This is a genomic window from Paenibacillus sp. OK060, from assembly GCF_900101205.1.
Taxonomy (GTDB): Bacteria; Bacillota; Bacilli; order Paenibacillales; family Paenibacillaceae; genus Paenibacillus; species Paenibacillus marchantiae.
In genome coordinates this window covers 202,047-216,164 of the sequence record NZ_FNFR01000007.1, presented here as the reverse complement: position 1 = coordinate 216,164, position 14,118 = coordinate 202,047, and the positions used below count along the sequence as shown (strand labels likewise).

At 46.4% G+C, this 14,118-nt stretch carries 17 protein-coding genes; 2 read left to right on the top strand and 15 right to left on the bottom strand.

The window, feature by feature from the left end:
• Positions 1 to 180 precede the first annotated feature (180 nt).
• From BLS14_RS24600 to BLS14_RS24570, 7 genes are all read right to left on the bottom strand, one after another.
• Positions 181 to 1,059, bottom strand: coding sequence for an ROK family protein (locus BLS14_RS24600; RefSeq protein ID WP_090954456.1), 879 nt, complete (start codon positions 1,057 to 1,059; stop codon positions 181 to 183).
• 71 nt (positions 1,060 to 1,130) lie between these two features.
• Positions 1,131 to 1,826 carry an MOSC domain-containing protein gene (locus BLS14_RS24595; RefSeq protein ID WP_090954453.1) on the bottom strand — a complete coding sequence of 232 codons (696 nt, stop codon included), beginning with the start codon at positions 1,824 to 1,826 and terminating at the stop codon, positions 1,131 to 1,133.
• Positions 1,827 to 1,855: 29 nt separating this feature from the next.
• Positions 1,856 to 2,962 (bottom strand): phosphodiester glycosidase family protein, encoded by a 1,107-nt coding sequence (locus BLS14_RS24590; RefSeq protein ID WP_256336662.1) that lies wholly within the window; start codon positions 2,960 to 2,962, stop codon positions 1,856 to 1,858.
• 5 nt (positions 2,963 to 2,967) lie between these two features.
• Positions 2,968 to 3,861 carry a 5'-3' exonuclease gene (locus BLS14_RS24585; protein WP_090954449.1) on the bottom strand — a complete coding sequence of 298 codons (894 nt, stop codon included), beginning with the start codon at positions 3,859 to 3,861 and terminating at the stop codon, positions 2,968 to 2,970.
• Positions 3,862 to 4,034: 173 nt separating this feature from the next.
• Positions 4,035 to 4,400: an arsenate reductase family protein gene (locus tag BLS14_RS24580; RefSeq protein ID WP_063564222.1), complete on the bottom strand. Its 366-nt coding sequence runs from the start codon at positions 4,398 to 4,400 to the stop codon at positions 4,035 to 4,037.
• Between the two features lie 353 nt (positions 4,401 to 4,753).
• Positions 4,754 to 5,737: an RluA family pseudouridine synthase gene (locus BLS14_RS24575; RefSeq protein ID WP_090808661.1), complete on the bottom strand. Its 984-nt coding sequence runs from the start codon at positions 5,735 to 5,737 to the stop codon at positions 4,754 to 4,756.
• Positions 5,734 to 6,315: a cob(I)yrinic acid a,c-diamide adenosyltransferase gene (locus BLS14_RS24570; RefSeq protein WP_076289912.1), complete on the bottom strand. Its 582-nt coding sequence runs from the start codon at positions 6,313 to 6,315 to the stop codon at positions 5,734 to 5,736. The genes BLS14_RS24575 and BLS14_RS24570 overlap by 4 nt, the downstream gene beginning before the upstream one ends.
• Positions 6,316 to 6,541: 226 nt before the next feature.
• Here BLS14_RS24570 and BLS14_RS24565 point away from each other — a divergent pair, with 226 nt between their 5' ends.
• Positions 6,542 to 7,153: a DedA family protein gene (locus BLS14_RS24565; RefSeq protein WP_024628348.1), complete on the top strand. Its 612-nt coding sequence runs from the start codon at positions 6,542 to 6,544 to the stop codon at positions 7,151 to 7,153.
• Between the two features lie 105 nt (positions 7,154 to 7,258).
• Here the strand turns inward: BLS14_RS24565 and BLS14_RS24560 are convergent, their stop codons facing one another.
• The 7 genes from BLS14_RS24560 to BLS14_RS24530 form a co-directional block, all read right to left on the bottom strand.
• On the bottom strand, positions 7,259 to 7,795 hold the full coding sequence (locus BLS14_RS24560) for a bifunctional adenosylcobinamide kinase/adenosylcobinamide-phosphate guanylyltransferase (RefSeq protein WP_072734039.1): 537 nt from the start codon (positions 7,793 to 7,795) through the stop codon (positions 7,259 to 7,261).
• 37 nt (positions 7,796 to 7,832) lie between these two features.
• A complete protein-coding gene (locus BLS14_RS24555; RefSeq protein WP_063564218.1) occupies positions 7,833 to 8,384 on the bottom strand; it encodes a type 2 periplasmic-binding domain-containing protein in 552 nt (183 codons plus the stop codon).
• 162 nt (positions 8,385 to 8,546) lie between these two features.
• Positions 8,547 to 8,768 carry an aspartyl-phosphate phosphatase Spo0E family protein gene (locus BLS14_RS24550; protein WP_323374397.1) on the bottom strand — a complete coding sequence of 74 codons (222 nt, stop codon included), beginning with the start codon at positions 8,766 to 8,768 and terminating at the stop codon, positions 8,547 to 8,549.
• 190 nt (positions 8,769 to 8,958) lie between these two features.
• Positions 8,959 to 10,167 (bottom strand): aminotransferase class I/II-fold pyridoxal phosphate-dependent enzyme, encoded by a 1,209-nt coding sequence (locus BLS14_RS24545; RefSeq protein ID WP_063564217.1) that lies wholly within the window; start codon positions 10,165 to 10,167, stop codon positions 8,959 to 8,961.
• Between the two features lie 13 nt (positions 10,168 to 10,180).
• Positions 10,181 to 10,681 (bottom strand): Lrp/AsnC family transcriptional regulator, encoded by a 501-nt coding sequence (locus BLS14_RS24540; protein WP_024628343.1) that lies wholly within the window; start codon positions 10,679 to 10,681, stop codon positions 10,181 to 10,183.
• Between the two features lie 158 nt (positions 10,682 to 10,839).
• The gene (locus BLS14_RS24535) at positions 10,840 to 11,235 is read right to left on the bottom strand and encodes a spore coat protein (RefSeq protein ID WP_063564216.1); all 396 of its coding nucleotides are present in this window, start codon (positions 11,233 to 11,235) and stop codon (positions 10,840 to 10,842) included.
• 35 nt (positions 11,236 to 11,270) lie between these two features.
• Positions 11,271 to 11,504: a hypothetical protein gene (locus BLS14_RS24530; protein ID WP_063564215.1), complete on the bottom strand. Its 234-nt coding sequence runs from the start codon at positions 11,502 to 11,504 to the stop codon at positions 11,271 to 11,273.
• A gap of 96 nt (positions 11,505 to 11,600) precedes the next feature.
• Here BLS14_RS24530 and BLS14_RS24525 point away from each other — a divergent pair, with 96 nt between their 5' ends.
• Complete coding sequence (locus BLS14_RS24525; protein ID WP_090954447.1) at positions 11,601 to 12,821, top strand: NAD(P)/FAD-dependent oxidoreductase; 1,221 nt, start codon at positions 11,601 to 11,603, stop codon at positions 12,819 to 12,821.
• A gap of 61 nt (positions 12,822 to 12,882) precedes the next feature.
• On the opposite strand, the gene BLS14_RS24520 is transcribed toward BLS14_RS24525, so the two are convergent.
• The gene (locus tag BLS14_RS24520; protein ID WP_090954445.1) at positions 12,883 to 14,097 is read right to left on the bottom strand and encodes an MFS transporter; all 1,215 of its coding nucleotides are present in this window, start codon (positions 14,095 to 14,097) and stop codon (positions 12,883 to 12,885) included.
• Positions 14,098 to 14,118 lie beyond the last annotated feature (21 nt).

Below are 14,118 nucleotides of genomic sequence, written 5' to 3'. Positions count from 1 at the left end.
TGTCCCTCCTTCAATAGTTCAGCTCGACACAGTCTGTTTTGTGCTAAATTAAGCAACAAAAAAAACACCTCTCCTGCAAAATCCATGCAAGAGAGGTGCTTCCTCATAAACCGTGCTATGCTGTTGCTCATAATATTACCACAATGGAAAAATTCGTCAACTGCTTGTTTGTAAAGCTATTTACTTGTTCAAAGCCAATTTGGCCAACGCAAGCGAACCACACAGTCCTGCGTTATCGCCAAGTCCCGGTGAAACGACATACTTGTCAATTTCGGACTGAAGTGCAGGATGCTGAACGTATCCAGCGAGCAATTCCTGCAGTTTGCTGCGAACCATTGGGAACAGATGCTCCTGCTTCATCACACCGCCACCCATTACAATTTTCTGAGGTGTGAGGATCAATACATAATTCATCAGAGCATGCGCCAGGTAATGTGCTTCAATCTCCCAGGCCTTGTGATCGGCTGGCAGATCGTAAGCTGGTTGCTCCCAACGTTTATTGATAGCAGGACCTGCGGCAAGCCCTTCCAGACAGTCTCCATGATACGGACAGAACCCTTCATACGTATCTTCAGGATGTCTGCGTACAATGATGTGTCCCATCTCTGGATGTGACAATCCATGGACCATTTTGCCACCTACAACTGCGCCTGCACCAATACCCGTTCCGACAGTAATATACAGACAGCTATCCAGGCCTTGTGCAGCCCCCCAGGTTGCTTCCCCAAGCGCAGCACCGTTCACATCCGTGTCGAACGTCATCGGTACATCAAAGTGCTCCTTGAGCTTACCAATCAGGTTATACTGACCCCAATGCGGTTTGGGTGTTGTTGTGATGTAACCATAGGTCGGGCTTCCTTCAATCGGATCAATTGGACCAAATGAACCTACACCCAAAGCTTCAATACCTTTACCTTCAAAAAAAGCGATTACTAGAGCCATCGTCTCTTCCGGTGTCGTCGTTGGAAAGCTTACGCGCTCAAGAACTTCTCCTTCTTCCGTACCGATACCACATACAAATTTGGTTCCTCCAGCTTCAATTGCGCCTAAAATCGTCATGTTAGTCACTCTCCCAAGTAGTTTAAAATTAAAATGGATCTTCGAATCTGTTCTCTAAACGAGGGCATGAATTAATCCTGTTCAGCAGTTTCGAGCTTGGCCAATCGCTTCAATAAGGTCTGCTTCCAGCTGTCGGCTAACGTTGGAATGGCCAGCAAAGCACGCATAGCAACGGCATCCTGCTTCCCCTGATGCATAATTCGATTGGCTTCCAGAATGGTCATTGATGCAGGGTTCGTGCTTATTCGTCTGAATATTGCAGAAGGAGTTACCTCGCCCTCTTGCAACACCCGAAAATAAAATCCGGTATGCCCGCTATCCTGAAAATAAACAGGCAGCTCTTTGTAATCATACCGTGCACCAAGCTTGAAGCAAGGCTGTCTTGGCTGGCTGACCTGTACCGTAGCTTCCCCCAATTCATACACATCACCGATCCGGACTTCTTCCTCCATACAGCCTTCAACTGTCAGATTTTCTCCACAAGCTCCCCAATCCAGCTTGCGATCCATCAGTTGTTCAAGCGCCGCATAACGACTGTAATCGTATACACAAACTGCCTTATCAGGCCCACCATGATGCTCGAGATCCGCCTGGGCATCCCCTGTCATTCCGGTGAATGACAGGAAGACCGGGCTGGATATGGGATTTTTCACAATGCCGCTCATCACTTCGCGCTTCTGGCCAGGCAAGGCCTGAAGTTGCCCTACGTTTACAGCTAATACCGCCGTTTTGCTTTCATCTGGCTTCCGGTTATGTGTGAGTGTCATCTGATCCTACCTCCCATATTAGCTTTCTTTTAACGAACAGAGCCACCAAAAACAAGTGTATTACTTAACAAGCGGCCCGGGGAAGTAAGCATTTTGCCACCAGCATACATGCCAGAAGATGCACCACCATCCAGGTTCATTGCCTCCTTGGCACCAAGCTTCTGCATGACAGCAGCCCATTCTTTGATCGTCGCTCCTGAGACGGTAGCCAACATAACCGAACCGTCGGCCATTATGGCTATACCGCTTCTTGCGCCGGAGGCATTGAGAATTTTGGTATCCTTGAAGCCCTCACTCGTTGGATTTACGGCAACTTTGCCGTCTTTCACCAGACGCGGACCTGCGCCCACAGCGGTAACTACATCTTGCCAAGGGATCTCTTTGCCTGCTGCATTGGTGTATTTATAATTCATCTCTACAGTTGATCCAACGGTGAAGCGATCCGACGAAGATTTCTGATTTCCCGTGAAGACCAGCACCGAGCCATTCTTCGGAATGGCTACATCGGTATTCGGTACTTTCTTGGTGACAATCCCTTTCTCCATCACAACCGCCGTACCTCCTTTGAACCCGACTGTAGATCCCCGCTCTGGCGTGTATAACATCGTAATACTCGCATTCGCGGAAGGTGTTCGGTTAATAAAGGTCGCATACCAACTGCGTGATTTCCCTTCTTTATCTGTTACTTTACCCGTCAGACTCACTTGAAGCGAATCCATGATGGCTGAACCATCTTCCTTAAACCCAATCGTTGTTCCGTATCTTCCAATATGTATAACCTTGCCATTTGCTATTAACATGCCGTATGGATCTGGAGCTCCGTTATAAGCTTCAAAAAATGCTCCGTTAATGGCCGCTTGTGCGCCATATGCCTTAACAATCGAAGGTAATGTTGCGGTCTGACCGACCTGCTTCTTCGCCAATCCTACGGTAACTGGTGTACCCTTGGGAATACTAACCGTCTGCACGGTAAAACTGCGTCCTGCTGCTTTTACTTTCTGTACCTTGGTGCTAATTGCCGCTTTGGCATCCGCTGTCTGTGGAGCACTCACCGCTCCTGAAAGGATTACCGGCAAAGCAAGGACGAGGGCCATAGCCCCTGTCCACCACTTTTTGCCCGTCCTTTTTGTCTGCATACTACTCACCCTATTGCCACTCCCATCCAAGAGCCCAGGCTCTTCATCTCAAGTTGTTCGAACTTGTCCATCACCGTATCCGGATCAAGACGCAATTCACATACATCCAGTGCACAAGCTACCGGAACAGCACAGTGAATCTCTGCCAGTTTACGAGACAGATGAAGCATATCGAGATCATTCTCAATCTTGTTACGTACCGAAGGGGTAAGTTTATCCATATTGTCCAAAATGCCTTCTATGGAGCCAAACTCCTGCACAAGTTTCAAAGCCGTCTTCTCCCCAATGCCCCGTACCCCAGGATAATTGTCACTGGCATCGCCCATCAGACCTTTCATGTCAATCACTTGACGAGGTGTCAGTTGTTTCTCCGTCATTAGAGATTCAGGCGTATACACCATGTAATTGCCATGACCTTTTTTCATAATAATAATGCTTGTGCGGTCATCAATCAGTTGCAGCATATCATGGTCACCCGTAAGTACCATCACGTTCATATCCGTCTGCTCGGTGTAGTACTTGGCAAGTGTACCGATGCAATCATCAGCCTCATATCCTTGAGCGCCAATATTCGGAATGTTCAAACTATCCATCACTTCACGAATCAGAGCAAATTGAGGAATCAGATCATCCGGAGCTTCCGGACGGTTCCCCTTGTACGCTGCATACTCTTCACCGCGAAACGTCTTGCCCCCCATATCCCAACAGCATACGACATGACTTGGCCCAAAGGTCTGAACCGCATCCCAAAAATAACGGATAAATCCGTATACTGCGTTGGTTGGCACGCCTGCCTTTGTACGTCTGATATATCCGCTTGCAGATGTTGCATAGAATGCACGGAACAACACCGCCATACCATCTACCAGCAACAAAGTAGGTTCATTACGTTGATTCACTTGAATTTGTTCTCTCCTGTCCTGTATCTAGCAAATAAAATATCGAACTAATTCTATCATTATAGCATAGTTCCGCCAAGGATCGACCAGCCAAAAAAGCCCTGAAATTTGAACATTCAGAGCCTTTTTCACCTTGGTTCATTTAACAATCAATGAAATCATTCATCTATAAATTACGCGTTGTTCCATTCCTGCTCATACGTGTCTTCTTTGAATCCTACGGTCACTTTGTGACCATCCGTAACGATTGGACGTTTAATCAGACGACCATTGGAAGCCAGCAAACGAATCTGCTCTTCTGTGGACAACCCTGGCAGCTTGTCCTTCAATTGCTGCTCCTTGTACACTTCCCCACTCGTATTAAAGAACTTCTTCACTTCAACTCCGCTCTTCTGAATCAACTCCGTTAATTCTGCTTCGGATGGAGGTGTGTCGAAAATAGGGATTAATTCCAGCTCATGCCCCTGAGCTTCCAGCCATTTTACGGCTTTGCGGCACGTGCCACATTTGGCGTATTGATATACTTTTAGATTACTCATCGTTACTTGTCCTCCTATGTGTGCTCCGGTGGTGCTCCGGTTTCGACTTCTCGCTTCCCTTGGTTTGCTTTGCAAATCCAAAAGTCGCTTCAAACCGATACCATCGCACTGTAATTTTAAACCTCTTTTCGAATGAGAAAAATATACATTCGGTTATATCATTTTAGGATCAAGACACTATGACCTAAGAGCTCTAGAACCAAAGAGCTTATAATCGCAAGACCTTAGCCTACGGCATATTGTTCGGATACATCGCATCCCTCACATGGGTTATCTTACATCCAGTTGATATGCGGACGCACCATGCACTGAAGTCCGCACACAGCGCAAATCACAGGCCGTTTGACAGCATTTCACAATACTTCTCTAGGTGATGCCTCCGTATCCAGGCGAGCCTCCAGGGCAGCCATATCAGCGGGCAACGGGGCTTGGAACGTCATACGGCTTTGCAAAATGGGATGGTCAAACGCCAGCTCACATGCGTGCAATGCCTGACGGGCAATCCAAGTATCTCGTTCCTCCCGAACAGCCATGGTCTGCCCATCGATCTCATGCACAGGAAGGGTCTTGTACATCCGATCCCCAATTAACGGGCAGCCAATCGATGTCATATGTACCCTTATTTGATGGGTTCTGCCGCTCTCCAACTTCAGATTCACCGCACTGGCACTTCCGCCCGCCCATCGGACAACGGTCGTGTATAACGTTCTTGCCGCATACCCGTCAGGTGTAACGATTCGACGATGCGGCTCTTCGGGATCACGATCAATCGGGCCATCGATGGCCCCCTCTTCTTGGGCAGGACTACCGTGCACTAAGGCAATATATTGTTTATCCACCGTTCCTGCGATCATCTGTTCAGACACATGCTGGTGCACATATGGATTTTTTGCGATTGCCAGCACACCCGATGTTTCCTGATCCAGTCGATGAATCGGCCTGAAGCGGAATCGCTCGCCTTTGGACTTCCAATAATGGACAACCCCGTTTGCCAAAGTACCTGTGTAATGCCCATGTGTTGGATGTACGATGACACCGGAATCTTTGTTCACGATAAGCAAGTGCTCATCTTCATACAGTATCGTAAAGGGAATCGGCTCAGGTAAAATATCATCCGACTCTTCCTGTTCCATTCGGACTTCCAGGACGTCACCTGCGCTAACTTTGACGCTGATGTATACCCGCTCGCCATTCAACATAATTCCCTGCTCTGTAAGTTTGATTCTCGACAGGAGCTTGCGCGAAACCTGTAGGCGCCGCTGAAGCACGGTCTTCAGCAGCCAGCCATCTTCATTTTCCGGAACCGTGTAAATAAGTGGTGAATAATAATCGCTCATTCTTTGTCTTTGCGGCGGAATACTTTTTTGCTCCGCACATACTCAATGTCAGCTACCTGTTGTCTCGCATTAGCAGTCCGAGCTACAACGAAGAAATAATCAGACAGACGATTCAAATAACGTCGTACAGAAGGGTTGATATCCGTGTGCTGTCCGAGTGTTACGGCACGGCGTTCAGCGCGACGACATACTGTACGGCAGACATGTAATGTGGAAGAGAGCAAACTGCCCCCTGGCAAAATAAACCGTTCCACCTTCGGATTTTCCGCATCATACAGATCAATCCATTGCTCAAGCCGGGTGACCATCTCATCACGTACTTTATATTTGGTTTCGCTAATTTTTACAAAGGCGAGATCGGACCCGCAATCAAACAATTCTTGCTGAATTTCGAGCAAGTGTTCACGCAAATCCTCAAATTTCCCGTTAGCTTGATCAATAAAACTGATGGCCTGCCCAACAAAACAATTCAGCTCATCAATTGTCCCATAAGCTTCAACCCGGTCATCGTCCTTGATAACCCGTCCACCAATGACTGAGGTCTGTCCCTCGTCACCTGTTCGTGTATATATGCCCATTGTAATCCCTCCTATTGTTAATATCATTCGCATGGTAGAACGCTGGGGTTAAACATAAATGCATGCCCTTCTAGAGTTTAACTTAATCAGTATACTTGACCTACTATGAATACGGGAATGCTATTATTTTCAGAAACCAGTGAGATCCTTCACACGTATATATGAGTTGGTGTACTCTGCCGAGTATACGCCAAATCCTTGCAAACCAAAAGTAGAGGAGACGATTATGCAAAACTGGATAACCGATTTCATGGAACAATACGGCTACATAGGCATTGCACTCATTATTGCGCTTGAAAACGTATTCCCCCCCATCCCCTCCGAAATCATATTACCTTTTGGCGGCTTCATGACCACCTATACCAGCTTGACTCTTCCCGGTGTTATTATTGCTGCTACCATTGGTTCTGTGCTTGGGGCAGTCATTCTCTATGGGATCGGACTGCTGATTGATGTCAATCGGCTGGAGAAGATTGTAGAACGTTGGGGTCATATTCTGCGGATCAAAAAAGAAGATATCCACCGTGTCGATGCATGGTTTGACAAATATGGAATGTGGACCGTACTATTCTGTCGCATGGTCCCCCTTGTTCGCAGCCTGATTTCGATTCCTGCTGGCATGTCCAACATGAAATTTGGTTTATTCCTGCTCTTCACAACCATTGGAACACTGGCCTGGAATATTATTCTCGTCTCGGTTGGTGCAGCTCTCGGTGCGTCATGGGAGAGTATCCTGCACTTTATGGACGTGTACTCCCTGGTCGTATATGTACTTCTGGCGATTATTGTTGTTGGCTGTATAATCTGGTGGATCAGACGCAATAAAACTCGGAAATAAAGAAATTTACACGCATAGCTTTTGTCATAAAATAAAGCCTCCGCACCACAATTTGTGGTAACGGAGGCTTCTTTAGGCTCGTCCATCGTTTAACACTATGAAATACTAATCTTCATATCGCAGCCCTCGATCTTTGAGATCAACAGGCAAGCCAGATATCAACAGATACATCTGTTCCGAATGCGCCTGCAACGCCCGGTTAACTGACGCCATTCTTGCTGCAAAAATTCGTTCTTCCTCTGAAGGATATAAAGAACCGTGCATTTCATTGGTAATCACGAGCAGCTTTCCCTGGTAAGACAGAAGGGCGTCCAGCAACAGCTGTGTCTCTGAACGCTGCTGATCCAGATCATCACTTGCCCTGAACCCGGCTGCCATCCATGCGGTCAGACTATCCACAATGACAATCCGCTGATCTGCCAGGAAGAGATTGGATTCCCGATTAATCTGGTGAAGCACCTCCGTCAGGTGCTGGCCGTTCCCAGCCTGGATGGCACGATAATGAGCGGATGGCAATTCGGGAATCACGGGATCATGATCACCAGTGGATAAATAGATGCCCTCCCGGCTAATCCGGGCTGCGTATCCAAGCGCAAATCGGGTTTTACCACTGCCTATGCCGCCTGTGACCGTAATTAGCAATCCGCTCCCCTCCTTCAGTAGCCATACTAGATTGCATTTACTCTGTCAGCGCCTTCAGCACTTTCTTGGATTCTTCGACATTAGACGCCGACACTGGAATGGTAGCAAACAGATTTTGCGCAGCATAATCTACATCTTTGAACATTTGCATATCTTCCAGCGGAATGCCATAGAGATGTGATTCTGTCTTGATATCTGAACCGTCATCTCCTTCACCCTTTTCAACCAGGACCCCGCCTTCAAATACACCGCGCTTATACTTCTCCGCATCAAATGTATCATCCAGCGGAATATTGGAGCCGTTACTTCCGTACTGCTTCATATCAGCCTCAGGCAAAATGAAAATATCATGACCGCCAGCCGCATATTCTACCATAATTTTCTGAACATCATACATCGCACTGGTGATAACCTCCACCTTGGGCTCCTCGCCCAGCTTCTGCTGCAAATTAGCTTGCAACTGCTCCGAGATCACGGATGGATTTCCTTGGTTGTCAATGATAAAAATTGTAAAACCGTCCTTACCGCCACAGCCAGCAAGCAGAAAAATCATAGAAATAATTGCGGTAAGCCCCCAAAATCTCTTCATTCCAGTTCCCCCTTTAGTCTCCTATGTACAATATATCACAATTGTTCCACGCAAAAAAATAACCCTACCTATCCAAAGCAATCTGTTCATAGATCAAAAAAAAAGACCCTTTCCGGGTCTTCTTCGAATCGAATATGCGTAACGTTTCGATACAACGAAAAATTACTTTCCTTTAATCGGATTAGCCTTCATGTATTCATTAATCTTCAAATCTAGCAAACTGCTAATTTCAATTACAATATCGGATGTGAATGATTTCTCTTCAAGGAATATCTGTTCCATCTTGCGGCGTAGCATATGGATCTCATCTTCCAAGGAAACGTTATGCAAAGATGCGTGATCCGGTTTCACCGACCATCGGTCGCCATGATCGCCTTCTGCCAAATAATGCCCACGATTAGTCGGTAAATCATATTCAACACAAAACAAAGCCAACCCCTCCTTGGAAAAATTAGTTTCCAAATACAAGAAAAACTTATTTCAAATTGAAATTATATCACAATATTTTGTAAAAGAAAGTTATTTTTTTCTAGTTTGAAGAAAGTTTATGTCGATCAGAAGCTTCTAATCCCTATTAACCCTCTTTTTGCAGTTTGTAAACAAAGTTTCCGATTCGTTCCAAGGCTTCATTCAATTGGGTCACAGATGTTGCATAGGAACAACGAAGAAATCCTTCACCTTGTGGACCAAATACATTCCCCGGTACAGCCGCCACTTTATTTTCCGTTAGCAAACGCTCAGCAAAAAGATCCGAACTCAGCCCCGTCTTCTGGATACTAGGAAATGCATAAAATGCTCCCTGGGGTTCATGGCAGTCCAGTCCAATATCTCTAAAACCCTGCACGATAAGGCGTCTGCGCTGATTATAGGATTCAACCATTCTATCCTTCTCACCCAAACCGTTCGTCAATGCCTCAAGCGCGGCCACCTGTCCCATAGCAGGTGCACACATCACCGTGTACTGATGAATTTTGAGCATGGCTGCAATCAGTTCGGGATGTCCGCACATATACCCAATTCGCCAGCCGGTCATCGCAAAAGCCTTGGAAAACCCACTAACCAAAATGGTACGTTCCTTCATATCCGGAATCGTAGCGAAACTAACATGTTTTTGCGTATACGTCAGCTCAGCATAAATCTCATCCGCAATGACGATCAGATCATGCTTTTTGATCACTTCAGCAATAGGCAGCCATTCTTCATAGGTCATGATGGCACCTGTCGGATTGCTCGGATAACAGAGGATAAGAACCTTCGACTTCGGCGTAATTCCCGCTTCCAGCGCCTCGGCAGTCAGTTTAAATTGATCCTTCGCATACGTTTCTACACCAACCGGTATACCTCCACCAATCGAAGCGATTGGAGAATATGCCACATACGAAGGTTCTGGAATCAGAATTTCGTCTCCGGGTACAATCAATGCACGCAATGCCAGATCAATGGCTTCACTGCCACCAACGGTAACGATAATTTCGTCCTTTGGATCATACTTGGTATCAAATTGAGTATCCAGATACTCGCTGATGGCTTCCCTCAGTTTCGGCATACCCGCATTGGAAGTGTAACTGGTCATGCCTCTTTCGAGTGAATATACACAAGCTTCACGCATATGCCACGGTGTTACAAAGTCCGGTTCACCTACACCCAGTGTGATGATATCCTTGTTATCGCCAACCAGATCAAAAAATTTGCGTATACCGGATGGCGGTATCTGTTGAACCAAAGGTGCCAAATACGAAGTCATTTTCTTGTTGTTTCCTGTTGTCTGTTCATTCACTATCATGACGCATCTTCCTTTACGGCGAGATCATGAGACGGTTGTCTTCCTGATGGTCTTCAAAAATAATCCCGTCCTGCTTATATTTTTTAAGAATAAAATTCGTTTTGGTTGAAAGTACAGAGTCAATCGGAGACAATTTCTCCGATACAAAATTAGCGACTTCACGCAGGTTGCCACCTTCTACTTCTACGAGCAGATCATATGCACCTGACATGAGATATACCGATTTCACTTGCGGATACAGATAAATGCGTTCAGCGATCCCTTCGAAGCCACGACCACGCTCAGGCGTAATCTGTACTTCAATCAAGGCCGTTACTTTCTCATCATCAATCTTGCTCCAGTTCACAACGGTTGCGTATTTCACAATCACGTGGTCCTGTTCAAGCTGGGCCACGGCGTTCTTGATCTTATCTTCCGACTCCCCCAGCAGCGTCGACAGCAGTGCGGGAGTCCTTCTCGCGTCTTCCTTCAACAAATCCAGAACTTTTAATTGCAGATCGTTCAGATCCTTCATGTCTTTCCCTCCAGCGTCATCCAGCTTCCTGAAAATGAATTAATACTTATATTACATGAATTCAACGATCATGCAAAGACAAAAACCGCCCGCCCTGAATTCGGGCAAGCGGTGGTATGGTCTGTAACAGTACCTGCTTCAAACCATAATTACAAAGGTTACATGTAATAAGGGTTACCGTAATTCGGTTGATGCTGGGGTACATTAGGCGCCTGGTTGTAAGCACTGGCCTGCGTATTCTTTTCCTGAATGAACTGCTGGCATTTCTGTTGGGTCTGGTGGGCCGATTGAATCTGCTTGTCCACATCCTGGCGCAATGCCTTCGAGCCTACCGAATACATGTTGTTCTGCTGCATCACATTAAACAGCTCACCTTGCAAACGGAGTGTATCATTGGTCAAATCTGTGAACATCCGACGTGTAATGGGACAGGAAGCTTCGGTTGTTGCTGTCGTATATTCGCGCGCGGTTCGTCTTAAATCCGCAAGAATCGACTTCAACAAATCCTGTTCCTGCATAAAAGATCCACTAGATGATAAAGATTGAGAATACACACGATTTCCTCCTATACGGTTAGATTCGGCTTCTATTACTGTGCTTGTGTTGGAGCAATAGATTGATGTTGTTGCAAAGCATTAACGAGTGTGTTCAGATGCTGTTCATGGGAACGAACATAGTGATTCAGTGCCTGCTGAATTTGCGGATTATGTGAGATAGAAGCTGTAGCCGCGCACTGCTTGATCAGCAGTTCTTCATTGGTTATTGAATCCGCAATATAATTCAATTCTTTCGGACTCAGCGCTTGCATGGATTGATTCTGCATGTTTCGTTGACCTCCTCGGCATAAAGTTTATGCGCAATTATTGTTAACCCGGTCACTCAAAAGTATACAAACGTAATCATGAAGGAGATGTTTCTATTGGATCTGGTCTATGGTACACCGTTCTGGCCTTCCACTTTCAACCCAAATTCTAACTATCCCTCGCTACAAACCGACATCTCCTGTGACTGCTTGATCATAGGTGGTGGTATGGGGGGGGCACTGACTTCCGAATTGCTTACGGAGCGTGGAGTTAATACGGTTGTTATTGATAAGAGAAAGATTGCGCATGGCAGTAGTTCAGCCAATACAGGACTTTTGCAGTACACAAACGACAAAACACTGACCTCCTGTATCAATACCTTTGGTGAAAAGACAGGCGTGCGCTTCTATGAACTATGTCGTGAAGCCATGCAGAAACTCACACAAATTGCGGACAGGCTGGATACCGATCCCTGGTTTATTCCACGGACCAGTCTCTGTTTTGCCAGCAGCATTGATGATGTAGCCATGCTGGAGGAAGAATATCAAACGTTGAAGCATTATGGCTTTGAAGCTGAACTGTGGAATTCCGACAAAATCAGCACCCATTTTCCCTTCAGCAAACCTGCCGCATTATATACGTTGGGGGATGCTGAAGTGAACCCGTATCGTTTTGTTCATGCCTTGTTTGAATCGGCAAGCAAGCGAGGAGCACGAATCTATGGACAGACTGAGATGATTCATTGTGAATTCGATGATGATGGTGTGCTGTGTCATACTTCAGGTGGGAAAATCCGCGCCAGCAAGGTTATTTTTGCTGCCGGTTATGAGACGCAGGCCATCAAAAAGGATCAAGGAGCCTACCTACAAACCACCTATGCTATCGCTACTAAACCGTTGCCTGACCTTAAGGAATGGTATGAGCACAGTCTGATCTGGGAGACGGCACGCCCTTACCTGTATATGAGAACCACACCAGACGGACGGATCATTGCTGGCGGTCTGGATGAAGAGACACCGAGGGAAGATCAGCGTGAGATTCGGGCAAGACACCGGGGAGATACACTCCTGGAAGAAGTTCGCTCTTATTTCCCACTGGAGGGTCTTGAAGTTGATTATGCCTGGGGTGCCGTATTTGGCAATACGAATGACGGACTTCCGTTTATCGGCCCACATCCTGAATACCCGCATTCTTATTTTCTTGAGGGTTATGGCGGTAACGGTACAGTGTACAGCATGTTCGGTGCTTCTATTTTGGCCGATGCTGTTACAGGAGTTGAGAATGGCGATATGGAACTTTTCTCATTAACGAGAACGAGTAAACCTTCTCCTGTGTAAGCAACGCCTCAAATAAATAAGGGTACAGCTCAGGATTATTCCCTGGACTGTACCCTTTTCCCTATGCTGAGGGTTCTTGCTGATCCGGATGTACTAACAAGTTGCGCATGAATATCCAGCCAATAAGCGGGAAAGCCCCAAGCGCCACAATAAGCCAGGTTAATGTTTGTAAAGAAGGGCCATTCATGACCGTCAGAATAAATACAGCAAGGCCAAATAAACGACCGACCATCAAACAAAGCTCCCTTAATACGACAAGTTCAACCCTTTTCTCTACATTTTCGCCGCTCGCTCCCATCAGGTCGAATCCTGCCGAAATCATTGGCAAAATATACAACGGCATCGACAAGGCAGATCCAATTCCCATAATTAAAAGCGTACCATAGCTGACCTTCCATAATAGCGGAATTAACACGATGAATAACAATATCGCACCGGCTAACATCCCTCTGGACCTGTATTGCGGCTTAAACCATTTTCCTGCGGCCCAGTAACTCACCAGTGCTACGGCTGAAGTAAATAGCGAGAACTGCCCTAGTTTATATTCCTGCTTAGTTGCCACATAGACGAGCAATGCAATCAGAAAGGCAAATACGCCTTCCCTCACGCCTTGTGCAAACAGTCCCATGCCAAGCGGTCTCCATGCGCTATCTTTGACAGACAACTGTCGCCACGGTTCAGACCAGCGGTATGTGCCGCTGACCTCCCTTTTTTTCAGAAAAAAACTGAACACAACGGCAATCACATATATGACCAATGACACCGTAAAAATAAGGCGATAACCCGAATTATCAACCATTCGTGAAATAATAAGACCTGAGAACCACGGGCCGATGATGCCTGTCATGGAACCCAGCAGACCCACCCAGCCATTGAACAGGTCCCTATTCTCCCGGTCAGTCACCTCAAAATAAACCACATTGAACGCAATCCAGAACAATCCAAGTGCACATCCAAACAAAATCCCCAGAGGCCATATCCAGTCAACCGCTTTTGGTCCCGCCCATAAAACAAGCATGTAAAAAATACCTGACAAGGCCGTTCCTAATCGCAAAGCACTCATTTTGTTATGTTCCTTGACCCACTTTCCCGCAAGCCAAAACGTGAGTCCAAGTGCAATTTGCTGGCTGATCGTAAACCATCCCAGCATAGCGTAGTCGGGACGACTTTTCCACAGATACACATTCAGAAACGTTCCCGACAAAGCTCCGGCTAACACAAACAATCCATTCACGCCTAGTAGCAGAATGGATTGTCGGCCCAGAGAAATCTTCATCTGCTCCCTCCTTATTCCACC